At 32.6% G+C, this 18,563-nt stretch carries 13 protein-coding genes and 3 pseudogenes; 13 read left to right on the top strand and 3 right to left on the bottom strand.

Going from position 1 to position 18,563, the window contains the following annotated elements:
• Window positions 1-438: 438 nt before the first annotated feature.
• Window positions 439-1,494 (top strand): DUF5105 domain-containing protein, encoded by a 1,056-nt coding sequence (locus C564_RS0122965; RefSeq protein ID WP_018766993.1) that lies wholly within the window; start codon window positions 439-441, stop codon window positions 1,492-1,494.
• Window positions 1,495-1,726: 232 nt separating this feature from the next.
• Window positions 1,727-2,689 carry a DUF3994 domain-containing protein gene (locus tag C564_RS0122960; protein ID WP_003202756.1) on the top strand — a complete coding sequence of 321 codons (963 nt, stop codon included), beginning with the start codon at window positions 1,727-1,729 and terminating at the stop codon, window positions 2,687-2,689.
• A 309-nt stretch (window positions 2,690-2,998) separates the two neighbouring features.
• On the opposite strand, the gene C564_RS36915 is transcribed toward C564_RS0122960, so the two are convergent.
• Window positions 2,999-3,136, bottom strand: coding sequence for a hypothetical protein (locus C564_RS36915; RefSeq protein WP_003202758.1), 138 nt, complete (start codon window positions 3,134-3,136; stop codon window positions 2,999-3,001).
• A 460-nt stretch (window positions 3,137-3,596) separates the two neighbouring features.
• On the opposite strand from C564_RS36915, the gene C564_RS0122950 reads away from it, so the two are divergent.
• Window positions 3,597-4,070 (top strand): hypothetical protein, encoded by a 474-nt coding sequence (locus C564_RS0122950; protein ID WP_018766992.1) that lies wholly within the window; start codon window positions 3,597-3,599, stop codon window positions 4,068-4,070.
• Window positions 4,071-4,224: 154 nt separating this feature from the next.
• Here C564_RS0122950 and C564_RS0122945 read toward each other — a convergent pair whose 3' ends face one another.
• A complete protein-coding gene (locus C564_RS0122945) occupies window positions 4,225-4,776 on the bottom strand; it encodes a recombinase family protein (RefSeq protein ID WP_018766991.1) in 552 nt (183 codons plus the stop codon).
• A 261-nt stretch (window positions 4,777-5,037) separates the two neighbouring features.
• On the opposite strand from C564_RS0122945, the gene C564_RS0122935 reads away from it, so the two are divergent.
• From C564_RS0122935 to C564_RS0122885, 10 genes and pseudogenes are all read left to right on the top strand, one after another.
• Window positions 5,038-7,179: a binary toxin-like calcium binding domain-containing protein gene (locus C564_RS0122935; RefSeq protein ID WP_018766990.1), complete on the top strand. Its 2,142-nt coding sequence runs from the start codon at window positions 5,038-5,040 to the stop codon at window positions 7,177-7,179.
• 979 nt (window positions 7,180-8,158) lie between these two features.
• Window positions 8,159-8,872 (top strand): annotated as a pseudogene (locus C564_RS0122925) (response regulator transcription factor).
• A complete protein-coding gene (locus tag C564_RS0122920) occupies window positions 8,869-9,948 on the top strand; it encodes a sensor histidine kinase (protein ID WP_018766988.1) in 1,080 nt (359 codons plus the stop codon). Before C564_RS0122925 ends, C564_RS0122920 begins: the two are co-directional and overlap by 4 nt.
• 766 nt (window positions 9,949-10,714) lie before the next feature.
• Window positions 10,715-10,849 (top strand): annotated as a pseudogene (locus C564_RS0122915) (class D sortase); the annotation flags it as partial.
• Window positions 10,850-11,132: 283 nt separating this feature from the next.
• Window positions 11,133-11,855: a response regulator transcription factor gene (locus C564_RS0122910; protein WP_018766986.1), complete on the top strand. Its 723-nt coding sequence runs from the start codon at window positions 11,133-11,135 to the stop codon at window positions 11,853-11,855.
• Window positions 11,839-12,054, top strand: a pseudogene (locus tag C564_RS37700) (ATP-binding protein); the annotation flags it as partial. The gene C564_RS0122910 and the pseudogene C564_RS37700, both read left to right, overlap by 17 nt.
• A gap of 826 nt (window positions 12,055-12,880) precedes the next feature.
• Entirely contained in the window at window positions 12,881-13,525 is a 645-nt protein-coding gene (locus C564_RS0122900) for an N-acetylmuramoyl-L-alanine amidase family protein (RefSeq protein WP_018766984.1), read from the top strand.
• A 123-nt stretch (window positions 13,526-13,648) separates the two neighbouring features.
• A complete protein-coding gene (locus C564_RS0122895; protein ID WP_018766983.1) occupies window positions 13,649-14,446 on the top strand; it encodes a peptidoglycan-N-acetylglucosamine deacetylase in 798 nt (265 codons plus the stop codon).
• Between the two features lie 16 nt (window positions 14,447-14,462).
• Entirely contained in the window at window positions 14,463-15,122 is a 660-nt protein-coding gene (locus C564_RS0122890; protein ID WP_018766982.1) for a YkyA family protein, read from the top strand.
• Between the two features lie 250 nt (window positions 15,123-15,372).
• A complete protein-coding gene (locus C564_RS0122885) occupies window positions 15,373-17,232 on the top strand; it encodes a sensor histidine kinase (protein ID WP_018766981.1) in 1,860 nt (619 codons plus the stop codon).
• A gap of 141 nt (window positions 17,233-17,373) precedes the next feature.
• Here C564_RS0122885 and C564_RS0122880 read toward each other — a convergent pair whose 3' ends face one another.
• Window positions 17,374-18,471 carry an ABC transporter ATP-binding protein gene (locus tag C564_RS0122880; RefSeq protein ID WP_018766980.1) on the bottom strand — a complete coding sequence of 366 codons (1,098 nt, stop codon included), beginning with the start codon at window positions 18,469-18,471 and terminating at the stop codon, window positions 17,374-17,376.
• Window positions 18,472-18,563 lie beyond the last annotated feature (92 nt).

Here is an 18,563-nt window from a genome sequence, read left to right as displayed (position 1 = left end):
CACGTTCGGTTCTGTGAGAGGCTCAGGGTGAAATCCCCTGGGCCTACTCGACTATTCCCCACCTGCCATTTGAAAATAACCAATGAGATAATCTCCTTACATACTACATGTGGAGGTTTTTTTATGGAAAAACATCTATTAAAGTTACTTGACGTTTACAAATAAAAGGAGTGCTTATTTTATAGAAATAAGCACTCCTTTGTTTATTCCAAATTAAGAATTTCACAGCAGTCTTCAAAGAGATACAAGAGGAACCAACTGTTCGTAAAAGTTCGGTTCAGAAGGCTAATAATCAGCGAGGGCAAACATAATATCTTGATATTAATCTTTAACGAAAAGTGAATGCTAGGATATGTACAAATCTTTCGACTTTGTTATAAAATGGGAATGTTGAGAAAAAATTCTTAAAGTTGTTAAGGGGAAAGGTGGAAATGCAGTATGAAGATTAAGCAGTTTATGAGTGCTTGTTTTGCAGCTATTCTTACAGTAGGTTTTGTAAGTGGTTGCGATTCATCCAAAAGCTCAACGGAAGTAAAAGAGAATAAGGTATATGGAGTTGGGGATACAGGAAAAACACAAAATATTGAGCTGAAATTAGAAAGTGCGGAATTTGTCTTACCAGGACAATTTGCGAAGCAAACAAATGACAGAGTTTTAAAGGTGAAGGTGAGTTTGAAAAATAAAGGTGATAAGGTAATTAAAATGTTGCCACAAGATTTTTCACTATACCAAAAAGATGAAAAAACGAACCTTTATTATACGTCAGATCCAAATGAGTTAAAAGGAGGAGATGTCGATAACGGGAAAAAAGTATCTGGAACCATTTATTATAATGTGAAAGATTCGTCTTCTTATGAATTGGTTTATAAAAAGTACATTATGGATCCGAAAAAAGAAAAAGAAGAGAAAATTTCATTTAAAATCCAAGGAAAAGAATTGGCGGAAAAAGCAAAAGAGCTACAAAGACCTGCTGAGGCTTTGACCGCATATTTAAATGCAGCCTTCTATGATAAAGATTCTAACAAAATTAATGATTTATCAGGCGAAGATGGTACTGCGTTTGTGAAAGCAGTAGAATCTTCTTTTAAAAGAACAAATGAAAGAATGTTTAACAATCAAATCGATGAGCAAGGGATGTTAAATTACTATAAAACTTTAAAAACAGCATTCCAAAAAAATGTGAAATTTGAAACGAAGGTAGTATCCCTAGATGGAGATAGAGCTCAAGTTGAACTAAAAGCGAAACCAATTATGTTGAACGAGTTGAAATCTAGATTTCAAAGTGAAGCGATGACAATCGCAAATCAAAATCCAAATATCACCAAAGAGGAGTTGACGAAGAAATTATTCGATTATGCAGTACAGTTAATACCAGAAGCAAGACCTGGTGATACGGAAGAAACAGTTAAAATTACTATGCTGAAACACGGAAAAAATCAATGGCGTTTAGATACAGCCTCCGCAGATCAAATTATGAAAGTATTTATTAAATAATCATAGTAAGCATTTCGTTTTAGGATGTGTGCCCCTTATAAGTCAACGTAATACCACTTAAAGGATTTGATGGTGTTATAAACGAAGTCTGTTCATTTACCGTTATTGCAAAATCTATATATGTTTTTCAAGAAAACGGTAAGCTTGAATTAAATGACGGTAAGGCAAAAGATAATATTAGGTTAGTAAAGCAAAAATAAATGTATCATGCCAAAAGGGGGACTAGTAAGCTATGAAACGAAACAAAGTACTATCGGTAGCAATCCCTATCATGCTATTAGCGGGATGTGGTGGGGTAGATAAAGCATCGACTGATAATAAGTCAAAAGTTGAAGCAAAACAAGAAAATAAGAAAGTAAAGCTTTCAAAAGAGGACTACCCTAACAAAGTCTATGAACTTTGTCTAGATTTTAATAGGAAGTATACAGAACACGAACGGATACTAAACCTCCCTGCAAGAAAAAGTACTCAAGATAGTTCCTTAGAAACACTACAAAGTCAACTTGGCGGTTTAATAACGGTAACTGATAAGGTCTTAAATATCGAACCTCCTAGTGAGTATGAAGATGTACATAAAAACGTAGCAGAATCAATGAATCACTTTAAAAAATCATTTGAACTCAATAAGAAAATATATAGTGCTAAAGACAAAACTACATCATCACATTTAGCGATGGTAAAAGAGTCTGATGAAGAACTGAAAAAAGCAAAAGAGTGTTGGTCAAAGTTCGAGAACGTTATTAACGATAAGAAATCAATCGGTACTAGGAAAACAGTAAGTGAAGGTGACGGTACGGTAACTGAGCAAGATTTAAAAGATTTAGATAGAAAAGCCGGTATTGACATAGATGCTGTTAAGAAAAACACAACAAAAGAAGGTAAAGAGTTTGAAGGTAGTTGGGGTTTTGAAAAAGACGGTAAATTTATACCTACATTTATCTTTAAAGGTAACACATTTGAAACTTATGCAAGAGCCGAGTATCCTAGTAAAAAGAATTATGTAACAGGGACTTGGGTATACCGTAAAGACTCTTCTGAATTAATGTTAACTATTAAACAAGCATATGCAGAGGGAAAACCTATTGATTCAGAAAGACATATTATAGCATTAAAAGTCCAAAACTTTGGAGATAATAAAATGCAACTGTTTGATGGCGAGAATTTCCAAACATACCGTTTCGTAAAACAAAAATAAACGTATGAAAAGGGTTAGGTGTTGAAACCTAATCCTTTCTTAATAAGGAGGTATAGTAAACGTCAAGTAGCCCTAAAATATACTACATGAGTGGTGTATATTTTAGGGCTACTTTTTGTGTGTTATCCTTTCTTATTAATCTAGAAAGAATAACGTTTTTAACAATAATGGGTAGTAAATATTCTTAAGTTGATGGATGTGTGGTACCGCCACATGCCCATCAACCTAACAGAACAGCTTGCCCCAAAAATGATAAAAATGAACTTCGTTGCTATAAAAGACATAAAACCATAAACACTTACTTCATATTTACTTTTGTTGTGGACGATAAAAAGCATCTACCAATTGATTATACTCGCTTCTTGAAATTTCTTTATTATACAGTTTAATTAATAACTCTTTATGCGCCTTCGAAAACGCCATTTTGTCAATGAATTTTGGATACATATGATTATTCTCTCTCCGTCTGATAAATTATTATGTTGCATTTCGTCTACTACCCTTGAATATTATAATAGAATAAACAACAAATGTTTTATGAAATATTACATAAATATATAATTTATATATTTATTTAAAAAGATTAACTATAAATCTAATGAACATGCGGGTTTCCTTGTTTGTTAGTTTCATCAGCAAATACGTCAGACCTTTGAAAGATTTTTGTAACATTTATAAAAGTAAATTGAAAGATATATATAATAAGATAAATATATGGAAAGTGATTTTATGGTTCTGTTGCAAAGTGTACTTGAGTTTCGAAAACTTTGCAACAGAGCCGCAAAAGTAGAAATGTATACTTTTCTACTTTTAGATAGATAACAGTGGACTTAGTAATAAGTTAATATTATATGAAGCAGATACTTATTAATCCGATTTTAATAACATATGAGTAGGAGATGGTTTAATGGGGAGCTTTACTATCAACCGTTTTAATGGAATTGAGAAATACGAAATTTCTGAAGCTAAAATATATGCGGTGAAGAAGCAAGAAAATAAAATAATGCTATGGCTTGAAGTAGAAACAGAGCAAGAACCAATTCAATCATTACCTGATACAGTAGATTGTAAAATGAATCCTAGTAGAGAGGTAACTGTTTATATGGATAACTTAAAACTCGAAAATTTTGGAGAACAAGAATTTATTATTTCTAAAGGATATGATGAAGATAGTAACGATTTAGCAGTAAGAATATATTACTTTGAACACCAAGAGGTTAATAATAATGTACTGAAAATGAAATACAACGGAAATGGGATTTTTCATATCAATTGGACAGGGATAACTAGGGATATATCTTATTATGATGGAAGTAAGCCAGATACTACTATCGAGGTCAATGGAGAGTTTATTTTTGAAGAATTTAAAGAATGGTTATAAAAGAGGAATAATAAAACTATTAAAACGCCGTCAAAGGTTTAATCCTTCAAGGCCTATTGACAGGGTTGCTGCTCTAGTCCGCAGTAATGTTTCTATAATAAGGATATATATGTCAGAGCATAATCGAACCACTTATTTTAAATCGTGTATCTTCCTAATATAAAGAAGATCTAGATACACTCGTAATTTCACAAATTTGTTTCACTGTCATATTTCCTTCTTCATACAGCTTAAGTGCATAATTCATTCCAGCATGCTTTTCATGATATTTTTTAACTCGTCCTTGATAATTTCCTTCCTTTTTTGCAAGATCAATTCCTTCGCGCTGACGCATGCGAATTAAATCACGCTCCAATTGATTTACTCCACCCATTACTGTCATCAAGAAATGACTATATGGATTTTCTTCAGATAAATCCAACCATGTATCTTTTAATGACTTTAAGTTAGCTTTTTTATTTTTTATGTAATCAACTAATTCAAATAAATCCCTCGTACTACGAGTAATACGAGTTAAATCTGTTACATAAATTGTATCGCCTTCCCTAAGAACATTTAACATGTTTTGAAGTTCAGCTCTGTCTTGAGTAGCACCTGACAACTTTTCTTCATATATAATGTCCATTCCAATTTCCTTCATTTGTTGTAATTGTCTCTTTGGGCTCTGATCAACAGAACTTACTCGTACATAACCTATTTTTCTCATATTCTACTCTCCTATTTTGAATCTTTGATTAATGTTCCATAAAGGGGTAGTAAGACGGTTCGTGCTCTAGTCCGTCAGATATTTAAATAGAATAAAAAACAAATTGTGTACCCATTAAAGCCTCTGTAAGAGTTTTGTAACATTTATGAGAGAGTTTTATAACATTTATGAGAGAGAAATGAGAGATATGTTAGATATGATGAAGTTAATCTTACTAGTAGGTGTTCGAACTCACCTAGAAAACAAGGAGGAAAAATAGCGATGAAGAAATTGAAACCAGCACTTAGTGTATTAGGTAGTGTAACGATGGCACTGACTATAGCATCCCCTGCTTTAGCAGACGTAAAGCAGCCGAATGCAGGAAGTACAGTTGAAATATTCAAAGAGGATGCAAATGCAAAAGAAGGAAAAGTTATTTATGGAACGGACGGAAAAAAGGGAAAGATGTCTACTGAAAAAATTGAAGTGCAAAATAACGATTGGGATAAAGATGGTATTTCTAACGACCTAGAGATACATGGCTATAAAATTGAATTCAATGGACAAACTGGGAAAAATGAGGCTCGGGCATGGAATCCAGAGACAGACAAAAATAAGTTGAAATTTATCACGAATCCTATGATGGGGAATTCGGATGGAGATGCTTTTTCAGATGCATATGAAGTTCAGCACTATGGCAATAGCTCTGATACTGAGTTTAATCCAATGGTTGCAAATATGCCGAATTTACAAATTGGCGTAAAACGTATTAAGATTACTCCTGTTGCGTCTATTACGGATTCAAACGGTGGGTCCATTAATCAAGGTTGGGAAAAAAGTGTATCGACACAACATTCGTTTGGTATAGGAGCAGGTGTAGAAGGTGGTGCTGAAGGTTCAGCAGCTGGTCCTGTTCCGTCTGGAAAGGCCTCAGTAAATGTAAGTTATGGATACTCGAAAACATCAACAGATACAGAAAGATATTCTTCTAATCTTGATTGGTCTACCGCAAAAACTGTTGATTCAGCAAAAGCAGCGCAAGTGAGCATACAGTTAGAATATAAAAATACAGGGACGGCGTCTGCTCAAAATGTTTCACCTCATTTTAACATTCGTTTAGGAGAAGATATTATCCATACATCAAAGGGAACACAAGAACGTTATAAAGCAAATCAGTTAAGTACAGAAAAAGGTGGAAGAAATACAACAGAAGTATTGGTAGACAGTGTAGAGAATAACCCAGATGTAAAGATTTATTTATCGTTAGATCAATTAAAAGCTGTTGAACAAGGTGCCCCTCTTTCTGTTGAAGTACTACCTACGAGTACAATGGACTTGTATATGCAGGAAGATGGAAAATATATAACTTTAGGAGATTCAGGGAAATATGAATCTGATGTAAATTCTGCTACTGCATTACTAGAGACTGATATCGGGAATAAACCGAAGTTTAGAATGTATGCACCAGAAGGTGTTGGTAGTGATACAAATTTAACGTTTAACGAGGTTCTTAAGCATGTTAAAGTGGACTCTGCAAAGATAAATGAATTTATAGATAATAGCAACGGAGAGCAAGCTATTATTGCGAAAGATAATCTAGAAAATGCTAAAAAATCTTATGTATCGAAAAAAGCAAAAGTCGGTGTTTTCACAAAAATTCAGCAACCAGAATTGTCACATAGTGCTTATAATCCATTTACGAAAAAGTTTTATGCATCAGTCGTACCTGGCTTATTCGGAGCAAGTAATGAAATCTCTGCTTCTTTTGAAAATAAAAAGTCCAAACAAACACAACAAGTAACATTAGTGAAAAAAGGAAACGTATATGAGTCTAAAGAAACTGTAAGTTTGAATGATTTCAATCCAACACAAAAAGTTACATTTGAAATCAATGATGCACAAAAGAAACTTCCGACACAAAAAATTTCTACAGTTGTTACGTATGATCAAGAATATGATAATTATGTGACAGAAAAGGGCAGCGACGCACTTGTTGTAGAAGGAACTCCTTATACTATGAAATCTAATGGATATGCTGTGCAAAGTTATAAAGGTAGTAATAATTGGCAATACCTTGCGGTTGCTGGGAATTACCTTAAACCAGTTAATCTAATTATTGAAAGAAAAGGGCAGCCTAAACCTGGACAACCAATCAAAACAGGTGAAGAGGTACACATTAAAGTTCAAAATAGTGCTTATTCAGGCTATGAATATTTAAAACTTCAAGATGGTTATATCCATTTTGACCAAAAACAAAATGCAAGTACTTTTAAAATTGATCATTTATATGGAAAGGACGACCGTTTTTACAAGTCTGCTTGGAAACTACAATCTGATGGTAACGATATAGGGCTGCCTTATAACGGTTATGTGTCATATGGTAATAAGAATTTCAATAGCTGGACTTTCGAAAAAGCTAAGTAAAAGGGAACGGTTTTGTTGCAAAGTTTAAAAAAACACCGGTAATGAACGGAACCCAAAAAGTTAGACACAAGAATGTAGGCTGATTTTGGACTTGTCAACATTTACTGGACCCTAATTTAGGTGAATATTGGTTTTGTTTCTGTAAAGTGGACATCTCTAAAAAGGCGAAGCTATCAGTGTGTTTCGATATAGAATCGGGGCACACTGATTTGGTTTTTTTCTGGATTTTTTGTTATTGTAGAACTATATATCGTTGTCAATTGTTTGAATCCATTGTTCTTTGACTTGACATTCTAAAAATTGGCTGTTTCTGTTTTTAAATGCGAAAATAATATTCAAATATAAGCATTATCCAAATAATTTCCTTATGGGAATGACTTCTTATCAGATTATAAGCTTTTATACGGTAGGTTAGATGTATATATATTGAAAAACTGATTCAGAATGCAGAGTAGCGTCTTATATAGGCCTTTTCAAGATACAATCTTATGATTATAAAGATCTTGGACAACAGATACATCATAAAGTCGATTCTGACAGGATAAATGAATAATCTTCGTAAAAAAACCTGATTTAAAATTTCTGTTTGTATGACTAGATAAATACGACGATTTAGATTATTTATCTAGTCATGTAAATAAACCAATGTTAAAATTGTCAGCTGGATTACATAGCATTTTTTTGAATTTTTGGTCATTAAGAGACCGAAGTGTGAGATTCTGATTTAGTGATACGATCAGTTGTTACATCTTCATATCTAAATTTTATTTTCCAAACGAGTGGTTAAAAACCACTGTCTTTAGACGGTATCAACTTTAGCCTTATAAGTTTTGTTTTTTATTTGTTGTAACGAACTTTAGTCGGTTTTTAGCCGAGCGTGATGCCACCTACTTGAGTAGGGGGATGTTTACATATTTATTAGATGAAAGCATATAAGAGAACCTATTGTATTATTGATGAAAAGAAGAGAGGATTACAGATGAAAAAAAGAATTTTAATCGTAGAAGATGAAGAAAATATTCGAGAAGTATGCGAACGGTATTTAGAAAGAGAAGAATATGAAGTATATACCGCTGTAAATGGCACAGAAGGTTGGGATTTATTTCTTACGTATCAACCAGATTTAATTATTTAAGATTCGATGATGCCGAAAAAAGATGGATGGGAATTATGCGAGGAAATTCGTCAACAATCAAATGTACCTATTATTATGTTAACTGCTAAGGGCGAGGAAAGGGATCGAATTTTAGGACTAACAATGGGTGTAGATGATTATGTAACAAAGCCGTTCTCACCTCGTGAATTAGTAGTAAGAGTTCAAATTATACTAAAAAGAAATAACCAGATACCGATACAGGTAAAAGAATCCCTATCAGAAATAATAGAATTTCCAGATTTCAAAATTTATCCAAAGACAAGATGTGTACTTGTTTGTGAAAATAAAGTGGAGCTAACGGCGAAAGAGTTTGAGGTACTTTATGTCATGGCAAAACATCCAAAACAAGTATTTTCTCGCTCTCAATTTCTTGAACTTATTTGGGATACTGAACATGAAGTGACTACAAACATAGTAACCGTGTTAATCAGTCGTTTACGTGACAAGCTGGAGAAGCATACGATAAAGAATCGTTGGATTCATACGATTTGGGGGATAGGATATCGTTTTGAGCCAAATGGAGGAAATGAAACATGAGATTACGTATTCAATTGTTACTGATGAATGTATTAAGTACCAGTATCATGGTACTTGCTATATGGTATAGTGAGACGAAAATGTTACTTGAACCAGAACAAACAAGGCTATTAACAATAATTGCGGTTGTTGCATTCATGATTTCAACGTTTATTTACTGGTTAATGACACGCCCTATCATGAGATCTATCAAAAATTTAATGGCATTAACGAAACAATTTAGTGATAGACAATTTGAAACAATGTATATAATTGGAAAAGAACCGCAGGAGTTTAAAGAATTAGCAACAGCCTTTCAACAGATGGCAAAAAAGTTAGAAGAAGGGTTTACTAAGTTAGAAGAAGGGGAAAAAGCACGTAAAGAGCTGATTACGAATATTTCACACGACTTACGCACGCCTATGGCTAGTATGCAATTAATGATAGAAGCAATACAAGATGACCTCATTGAAGATCCTGAAATGAAAAAGCAGTACTTAGCGACGACATTAAAAGAAATAAAACGATTAAGTGGATTAATTAATGACTTATTTGATCTTTCAAAGTTAGAACTTGGACAAGTAGATTTTTATCCAAGTTTCACACATATGGATAAAGTTCTATTAGATGTACTTGAGTCATACTCTGTCTTATCAGCGAACAAACAGATTGATTTACAATTGCATGTTCCTGATACATTACCTCGGCTTTTAATCATGCCATGTAAAATAGCGCGAGTTATCAGTAATTTGTTAGATAATGCGATTCGGTATTCTCCTGTCTCCGGAACAATTGAGTTGATTGTAGAGGAAAATAAGCAGAAGCAACAAGTCCAATTCATTTTGCGTGATGAAGGAGAAGGAATTACTCCAAATGACCAATTACGTGTATTTGAACGCTTTTTTAGAACAGATCAATCTAGAAGTTCACAATCTGGAGGATCCGGCCTCGGACTCGCCATTACAAAATCATTAATTGAAATGCACAACGGAGAAATTGGTGTGAGAAATCGCTCAGATGGAAAACAGGGAAGTGAATTTTGGTTTACTCTTCCCATCACATCAGAAAAAAATAAGACTGCTGAAAGATCTGTGTAATATTTATATTATAGAAATAAAATATGTATTCAAAAAGATCTGTGCGGTTTTGTTTTTCTTTCTCTTTCTCCTTACTTCTTCTTTGTTATATAAAATCTACACAATAAACGTGAAATTGAATAAATTAGATGCTTTAAAAAATTTCACACTTATTCTAGGTACTATACTTTCAGAGCCGAAATGTTTTAAACAAATGTTCGTTTAATGTCCTCACAATTGATGCTACATCATATAAGTAAAAAAGAGATAAGAACACTTTTATTAAGTGCATTATCTCTTTTTTACTTATATGTATTTCATATCCCATGTAAATTTACCACATATTTCAATGGGACTTACAGATTGCTCTTCAATAATAATTATATGTTATTTTTGTAAAAAATATACAAATTTAACTTTTCTCAAAATACATTATAGAAATAGCTGTACTTTGTTTGTGTTAAAAAATTATAGTTATCTTTACCTATCATCACATATTTTTCTTCTATAAACTGAATGTAAATATAGTTAATTAGGTAAGAATTTTATATATACACATTTATAGGTGTTTTGGATACAATTATCATTTTCCCTTTTCGCAATTATATCTTTAAATGAAATGCATGTAATCTGCATTTCATCTTTATATAACAGATATATCTTATTAATATATCCAATGGGATGTGAAAAAGTATACGAGGAGAAAAATAAAAAAGAAAATTTCACCAATCCATGCGATGGCGCTATTAACAGTAGAATATTCGGTAACAAGTGCGTTTCCTGGAACAATGACACCACATTGAAAAAAGGAGTTGGTATGTTTGTAAGTGATAGTACTACAGCTCCTTCTGAAAGTGGTCATACTGTACGAAGTGGACATCGTGATACAGTCTTTGCAGAGCTAGGAGAGCTGATAGAGAAAGTACGCCCCAAACTGAACATTCTCCAGTAATTTATTCTTCTAGAAATGGTATATAAACAGAACGTATCTAAACATACGAGGAATCAATTGTTAAAATTACCATCTGGATTATAGAATCGCTTTTCATAATTTTTAGTGAATAGAAGACCAAAGTGCTGGCTTCTAACCTAACAATACTATCAGTGATAATAGCTGTATATCTAAGTTTCATAGATTTATTAGATTAAAGAAGATAAAAGAAACATTTCTTTTGTGATTGATGAAAAAGAAGAGAGGATTATATATGAAACAAAGAATTTTAATCATAGAAGATGAAGAAAATATTCGAGAAGTATGCAAACGATACTTAGAAAGAGAAGGATATGAAGTATACACAGCTATGAATGGAATGGAAGGCTGGGATTTATTTCTTACGTATCAACCAGATTTAATTATTTTAGATCTGATGATGCCGAAAAAAGATGGCTGGGAATTATGCGAGGAAATTCGTCAACAATCAAATGTCCCTATAATTATGTTAACTGCTAAAGGCGAGGAAAGAGATCGAATTTTAGGCTTAACAATTGGTGCGGATGATTATGTAACAAAGCCGTTTTCACCTCGTGAATTAGTATTAAGGGTTCAAATTATACTAAAGAGAGGTAATCAGATACCGATACAAGAAAAAGAATTCCTATCAGAAGTGATAGAATTTCCGGATTTAAAAATTTATCCAAAGACGAGATGTGTACTTGTTTGTGAAAATAAAGTGGAGTTAACAGTGAAAGAGTTTGAGGTACTTTATGTCATGGCAAAGCATCCAAAACAAGTATTTTCTCGTTCGCAACTTCTTGAACTCATTTGGGATTTTGAATATGACGGGGTTACACACACGGTAACCGTGTTAGTGAGTCGTTTACGTGAGAAGCTGGAGAAACATACGATAAAGAATCGTTGGATTCATACGGTTTGGGGGATAGGGTATCGCTTTGAACCAAATGAAGGAAATGAAATTACGCGTATTTGAACGTTTTTTTAGAACAGGTCAATCCAGAAGTTCACAATCTGGAGGATTCGGTCTCGGACTCGCCATTACAAAATCATTAATTGAAATGCACAACGGAGAAATTGGTGTGAGAGATCGCTCAGATGGGAAACAGGGAAGTGAATTTTGGTTTACTCTTCCCATCACACCAGAAAAAACTAACAACTTATCGAATTTCATTATTAAAGAAAAGACACTCATTTGGGTGTCTTTTCTTTATGAAAAAATCCCTACACAATGTGCTGGGACCAGGAGCGACTGTATCGTATCTTTATCTTAGTACATACACCCTCCACTAGCAAAACTGTATAACGCCATTTTTGTAAATTAAAAAACAAATTATTTAAACACCACTTAAATGATGCCCACTAACGCATAATCACTTCAAACATTATCAACCTCTATCAAAAGATACCAAAAAATTATCAATGATAATCACTTCATCTGTTTAATCTTCTATAGAAAAACGGGCAGAAATCCCATCGATATGAGAAAAACAGACATACACGTTAATGAATGTATATTGTGTCTCCTTTTGTAGATAACAATCTTTAAAACAAATGCATGTTATCTGCATCTAATCTTTATATAAAACTTATACCATATAAATATACCCAAAAGGTAATACAGAACTTATAGGAATCTACCATTTTGAAAAAAACATACTAAAAGTTTTTGAGTCATTTTAACCGTGTTTTAAGTAAATTGTGTTGGTGACCGATTTCAATAGTTTTTCTCCATATAATGCAACACAAATGACATTGTATTGCACTACATGCTCTTAGCGTTGTTAAAATTACTTGTTTTAATGTCGAAATTTGCTTAATTCTGATTTGCGGTCTGTGCCCATTATAGATGGTTCAAGAAGGAGGAATTTTATCAATTTACCGTCTGCATTTATATTTGTAAGAGTTTTGTAACGCTCACGATATTATTTTTATTTTAAAAAAATCTATTAAATTGTAAACATATTATCAAAAGCAAGTTGATCCAAAGGGGATTTTTTTATGAACAAAAAAATGATTATATTTCCTATACTGATTTTTATATGTATTACATCGGTCTATTTTTTATTCAGTCCAAGAGTAAAAGGAACAATGTATGAAGATACATTATCGAAAAAAGTTATCGTCATAGATCCAGGACATGGAGGAAATGATCCTGGATCTATTGGACCAAAAGGAACAAAAGAAAAAGATATAACTCTCAAAACAGCTAAAAACATTCAACAAAAGCTCGAGGGAAAAGGAATGACTGTAATTTTAACGCGTGAAGATGATACGTTTGTACCACTAAAAAATCGCGTAGCTATTGCTCACAATAAATCAGCTGATCTCTTTCTTAGTATTCATTATGACGGTTTCACAACTAATGATGTAAAAGGAGTAACAACATACTATTACAAGGGATTAAAAGAACAAGCATTGGCAGAAACGATACACGAACATTTATTCAAACATATACAGGCAAAAAATAGAGGTGTAAAATCTGGCGATTACTATGTTTTACGAGAAAATCAACAACCATCAATTTTACTTGAGCTAGGTTATATTACAAACCCAGAAGATGAGGAACGAATGAATTCACAACAATTCCAAGCAGATGTAGCCTCTGGAATTGTTAATGGTGTTATAGAATATTTTAAAAAATAGTAGTCTAGTTAAATCAGACTACTAAACCAAAAATAAAATTCAGTATCTATCAAAAATTTTATTTTTAATCGATACAATTATTTAGTAGAAAATATTAAAGGTTACTAGAAAGGACATACTAGAATGTTTACAAAAGGACTAAAAATAACGGTGATTATATCAATAGTTGCTTGTATCACACTAGGAATTTTTATGTTTCAATTCTTCACATCATCTGCCAAAGAGGTAATGAACCAAGAAAATACTGTTCAACTGGCAAGTGAGCAAATAAAAGGAGAAATGAAAAAAACAGCACCAGATCAATACAATGGTCAGGTTCGTAAAGTAGCATATTTAACATTTGATGACGGACCAAGTCAATTTCAAAAAGAAATCTTAGATATTTTAAAGAGTAATAATATAAAAGGAACTTTCTTTATGATTGGTGGAAATATCCCAGCTCATAAGGAAAGTGTAAAACGCTTAGTAAATGAAGGGCACTATCCAGGTGTTCATAGTATGACACACAATTTTAAAAAGCTATATACCCAAGGCGAATTTGTTGAAGAGATGCAACAAGCGCAGGGTATCATGAAAGAAGTAACTGGAATTCATCCAAATCTTGTTCGTTGTCCATATGGGAGTATGCCCGGACTTAAACAGGAATTACGGGATAAAATGGTAAGTGTCGGCATGAAAGAGTGGGATTGGACCATAGATTCTTTAGATTGGCAGTTCACAGGAAATCCAGATGCTGTTGTTCAAAAAACGATTTCTCAGGTCAGTGAAAATCGCGAAATCATTTTAATGCATGAAAAATCACAGACAGTGCAGGCGTTGCAAAGAATTATTGATGATCTTCGTAGTAAAGGTTATGAATTTGAAGTATATGATGAAACCTCTCATTTCCCATTAAATTTTTGGAAGGATAATCGTATCTAAGTAGGAGGAATTGCAGTTGATATATAGAAACCTAGCACTTATAACAGCCTTATCAGTAACCTTGTTGTCAGGCTGTTTAGGACAAAAACCAGAAGCAAATTTGTATGTAGCATTTGAAAATGCTGCAAAGCAAGAAAAGACAATGTATGAAGATACGAAAAAATTAGCAGAATTAGAAAAGCAAGGACAAGAGTTATATACTCAAATTACACTTGAAGGAAAAGAGAACAATCAAGTAGTGAAAGAAAAGTTAGATCAAGCTGTAACAAACATAAATGATCGTGAAAAAGTATTAGAGAAAGAGAAAGCTACCTTAGAAAATGCACAAAATGAAGTGAAGTCTGTTGATAAATATATAAAGAAATTGGAAGATAAGAAATTACAAGAACAGGCTGAAAAAGTTCAAGGTATGTATAAAAATCGTGCTGATTCTTTCAAGAAATTGCATGATAGTTATAAAAAATCATTACAATTAGAACAAGAACTGTACAAAATGCTACAAGCGAAAGATGAAAAACTAAAAGCAATTAGTGAGAAAGTAAAAATGATCAATCAGTCTTATGAACAAATTCATTCAGAGCAGGATAGATTTAATAAATACACCAATGAGTATAATCAGAAGAAATTAGCCTTTTATAAACAAGCAAATATTAAAGTTAAAGAAAGTAAAAAATAAAACGATTGTAAAAAACGTCGTATTTTGTGAAAGTTTTTTATAATTCCCCCAAAAAAGCCAAATTCTTGATAATCAAGAGCAATTTGGCTTTTTGTGTGCAGAGTAGTCATTTTAATTAGATTCAAGATATGAAGTATCAGAAGCAATAGATGGGAAAGACAGTGAACTACCCACTACTTAAATTCTAACGAATTAAATCCAAGAGTGTTATAATCATTGTTTGAGCAGTTTGTAAATTGGAGGATAAAGTATGAAAAGAGGAATTGTATTAAAATTATTTATGTTAACAACAGTGTTGTGTATGTTGATCTTGGCAACTATTTTTGTTGGACAAACCATATTCTTTAAACAATTTTATGCCAATAAAAAAGTGGATGATATCAAAACAAACATGAAATCTTTTGAAACAGATTATTTAAATAGCAGAGGAAATCCACAAGCCATTCAAAAGTTAGAGCAAGATTTTTATCGAGAACATAATACATGGATTACAACATTAGATAATAATGGGAATTTAAAGAATGTAAATGATTTTTATATAGAAGTAAAATTAGATCAGTCTAAAAATAAAGAAAATCAATTCGCTAATTCTACAATTACCATACCACTATATAATTTCAAGGTTGCGGACGATCATGCGAGGAATATTTCAAATGAAATATTCCCTTTAGGAGAAACAGTTACTGTGAGCGGTATAGAAAAAAATGCTACATTCATGCCTTTTTATGCATCTTTCAAAACAGCAACTCCAGATTTGGTAAATACGACATTAGAAAAAAAGTCAAATGAACTTGCTTATAAATTCAAAAAAAAATATAGCGCTAAAGACAGCTCTAAAATAGACGGAATGGAAGCTAAAATAGCTTATGAAAAAGAAGTACCTGTAAAATACCTAGAAGGGAAAATTACAAAGGTTCAACTTTCGGGTGGGAATGAACAATCGAATTTTGTTTATACAAATAACTTATTTATGGAAAGGATACAAGAGTTTCAGGCAGACTTATTACTAAATGAAAAGACTACTGACTATGATTCCTTACAAGAAATCGATTATGAGCAGAATGATATTAAATATAAGTTAATAATAAAACCGATAAAGGATAAGAGCGGTGCAATAACATACATTTTTTCAATGACTTCGTTGCAGCCAGTTGATGAAGCTGTACAAATGATACAAGAGTATTATGTCTATATTATTATGTTTGTGCTGCTTCTTATTTTTCTAGCTTCTTTTTACTATTCAAAAAAGATTGCAAGGCCCTTATTACAAATAAATAAGACAACCCAAAAAATTGCAAACTTAGATTTCTCAGAAAGGGTTCCAATCATGTCAAAAGATGAAATTGGTGATTTATCTCAAAATATTAATTTACTTTCAAATACATTGCATTCACATATTGAGCAATTGCAACTAGACATAGAGAAAGAAAAAAAATTAGAAAATACAAGAAAAGAGTTTATTTCAGGGGTATCGCATGAGTTAAAGACACCTCTAAGTATTATGAAGAGTTGTATTTCTATCTTAAAAGATGGTGTTGCAAGTCATAAGAAGGAGTATTACTTTAAGGCAATGGAAAAAGAAGTAGATAAGATGGATATGTTAATTGTGGACATGCTTGAATTAGCAAAATTTGAATCTGGTACGTATAAAATGCAGATGGATGTTTTTTATATTGACCAAGCCATTCAGCATATCTGTGAACAATTATCTTTGGAGATAACAAAAAAGCAATTAAATATTCACACACATCTTTCTACAATTGAAGTCATTGCAAATCATCGTCGTATGGAACAAGTAATCACAAACTTTATCACGAATGCTATTCGTTATACGCCAAAAAAAGAGGATATTATTATTTCTACAATAGATGAGCCAAGTCGCATAAAAGTTTGTATCGAAAATAAAGGGGCCCATATTGAAGAAGATCAATTAGATAAGATTTGGGATCGTTTTTACCGAGTTGATACAGCTCGTCAACGCTCACAAGGTGGAACAGGTCTTGGGCTTGCCATTTCAAAAAATATTTTAGAACTTCATGAAGCAGAGTATGGGGTACACAATACAGTTGATGGCGTGTTGTTTTATTTCTATTTACAGAAAAAAGTGTAGAACGGATGTTCTGCACTTTTTTCATTTATTTTGATAGTATCTTTACCTTTTCTTTAACGTCAAGAGAATAGGTTGATTTGTATCTAAACGTACAAAATTCCGGAAATAATATGGTGCGTTCTGTTGCAAAAAGATACAATTTTATTTAATACGTAGTTGTGTTTCGGTATCAAAGAAATGTACTTTGTCCATATCAAATACAAGTTGCATAGCCTCTCCTGTTTGATAATCATTACGTGTATCTAAACGTGCAATAAAGGATTGATTGTGTAACGTAGCATAAATCATCGATTCGGCTCCGAGTAATTCCGCGACTTCAATTTTTATATTTACAATATAATCAGGCAATGTTTCTAACATACTTGGATTATCATAGATATGTTCCGGACGAATGCCAAGAATTATGTTTTTATTTTCATAACCTTGTTCACGTAGTGCTTCTAATTTTTCTTCTGGAATACTCAGTTTGATATGACCTAAAATAAAATTTCCATTTTCCACTTTTCCCGTAAAGAAATTCATGGCTGGTGAACCAATAAATCCACCAACAAATACGTTTTCAGGACATTCATATACTTCTTTTGGTGTACCAACTTGTTGTATCCGTCCATCTTTCATAACCACAAGGCGCGTTGCCATTGTCATTGCCTCAGTTTGGTCATGCGTAACATAAATGGTTGTTGTTTGTAAGCGATGATGCAGTTTTGAAATTTCAGAGCGCATGGTAACACGTAGTTTTGCATCTAGATTTGATAATGGCTCATCCATTAAAAATACTTTTGCATCACGGACAATGGCACGCCCTAAAGCAACACGTTGTCTTTGGCCACCGGATAACGCGTTTGGCTTCCGCTTTAAAAGTTCTACTAATCCAAGAATTTTTGCTGCGTTTTGAACACGACGCTCAATTTCATCTTTTGCTAACTTTCGAATCTTTAAACCGAATGCCATATTATCATACACGGTCATATGAGGATAGAGGGCATAATTTTGGAATACCATTGCGATGTCACGATCCTTTGGTGGTATGTCATTCACATATTTTTCATCAATGTATAAATCTCCTTGTGAAATCTCCTCTAATCCAGCAATCATACGTAAAGTGGTCGACTTACCACATCCAGAAGGACCAACAAACACTATAAATTCTTTATCTTGAATATGAAGATTAAAATTCTCCACCGCTGGCACGTTATTGTCATATATTTTATAAATGTTTTTTAATACTACCTCTGTCATGTTTTTACCTCCTGTAATAAAAAAACTATATATGTTTTTATCATTTTTGTTTTCCTTGTATGTTTAAAGATATAGTATGAATTCAAAATTTA

Source organism: Bacillus sp. 105MF (genome assembly GCF_000374885.1).
GTDB lineage: Bacteria > Bacillota > Bacilli > Bacillales > Bacillaceae_G > Bacillus_A > Bacillus_A pseudomycoides.
The sequence above is the reverse complement of the archived record's forward strand: the minus strand, read 5'-3'. Positions and strand labels throughout refer to the sequence as shown.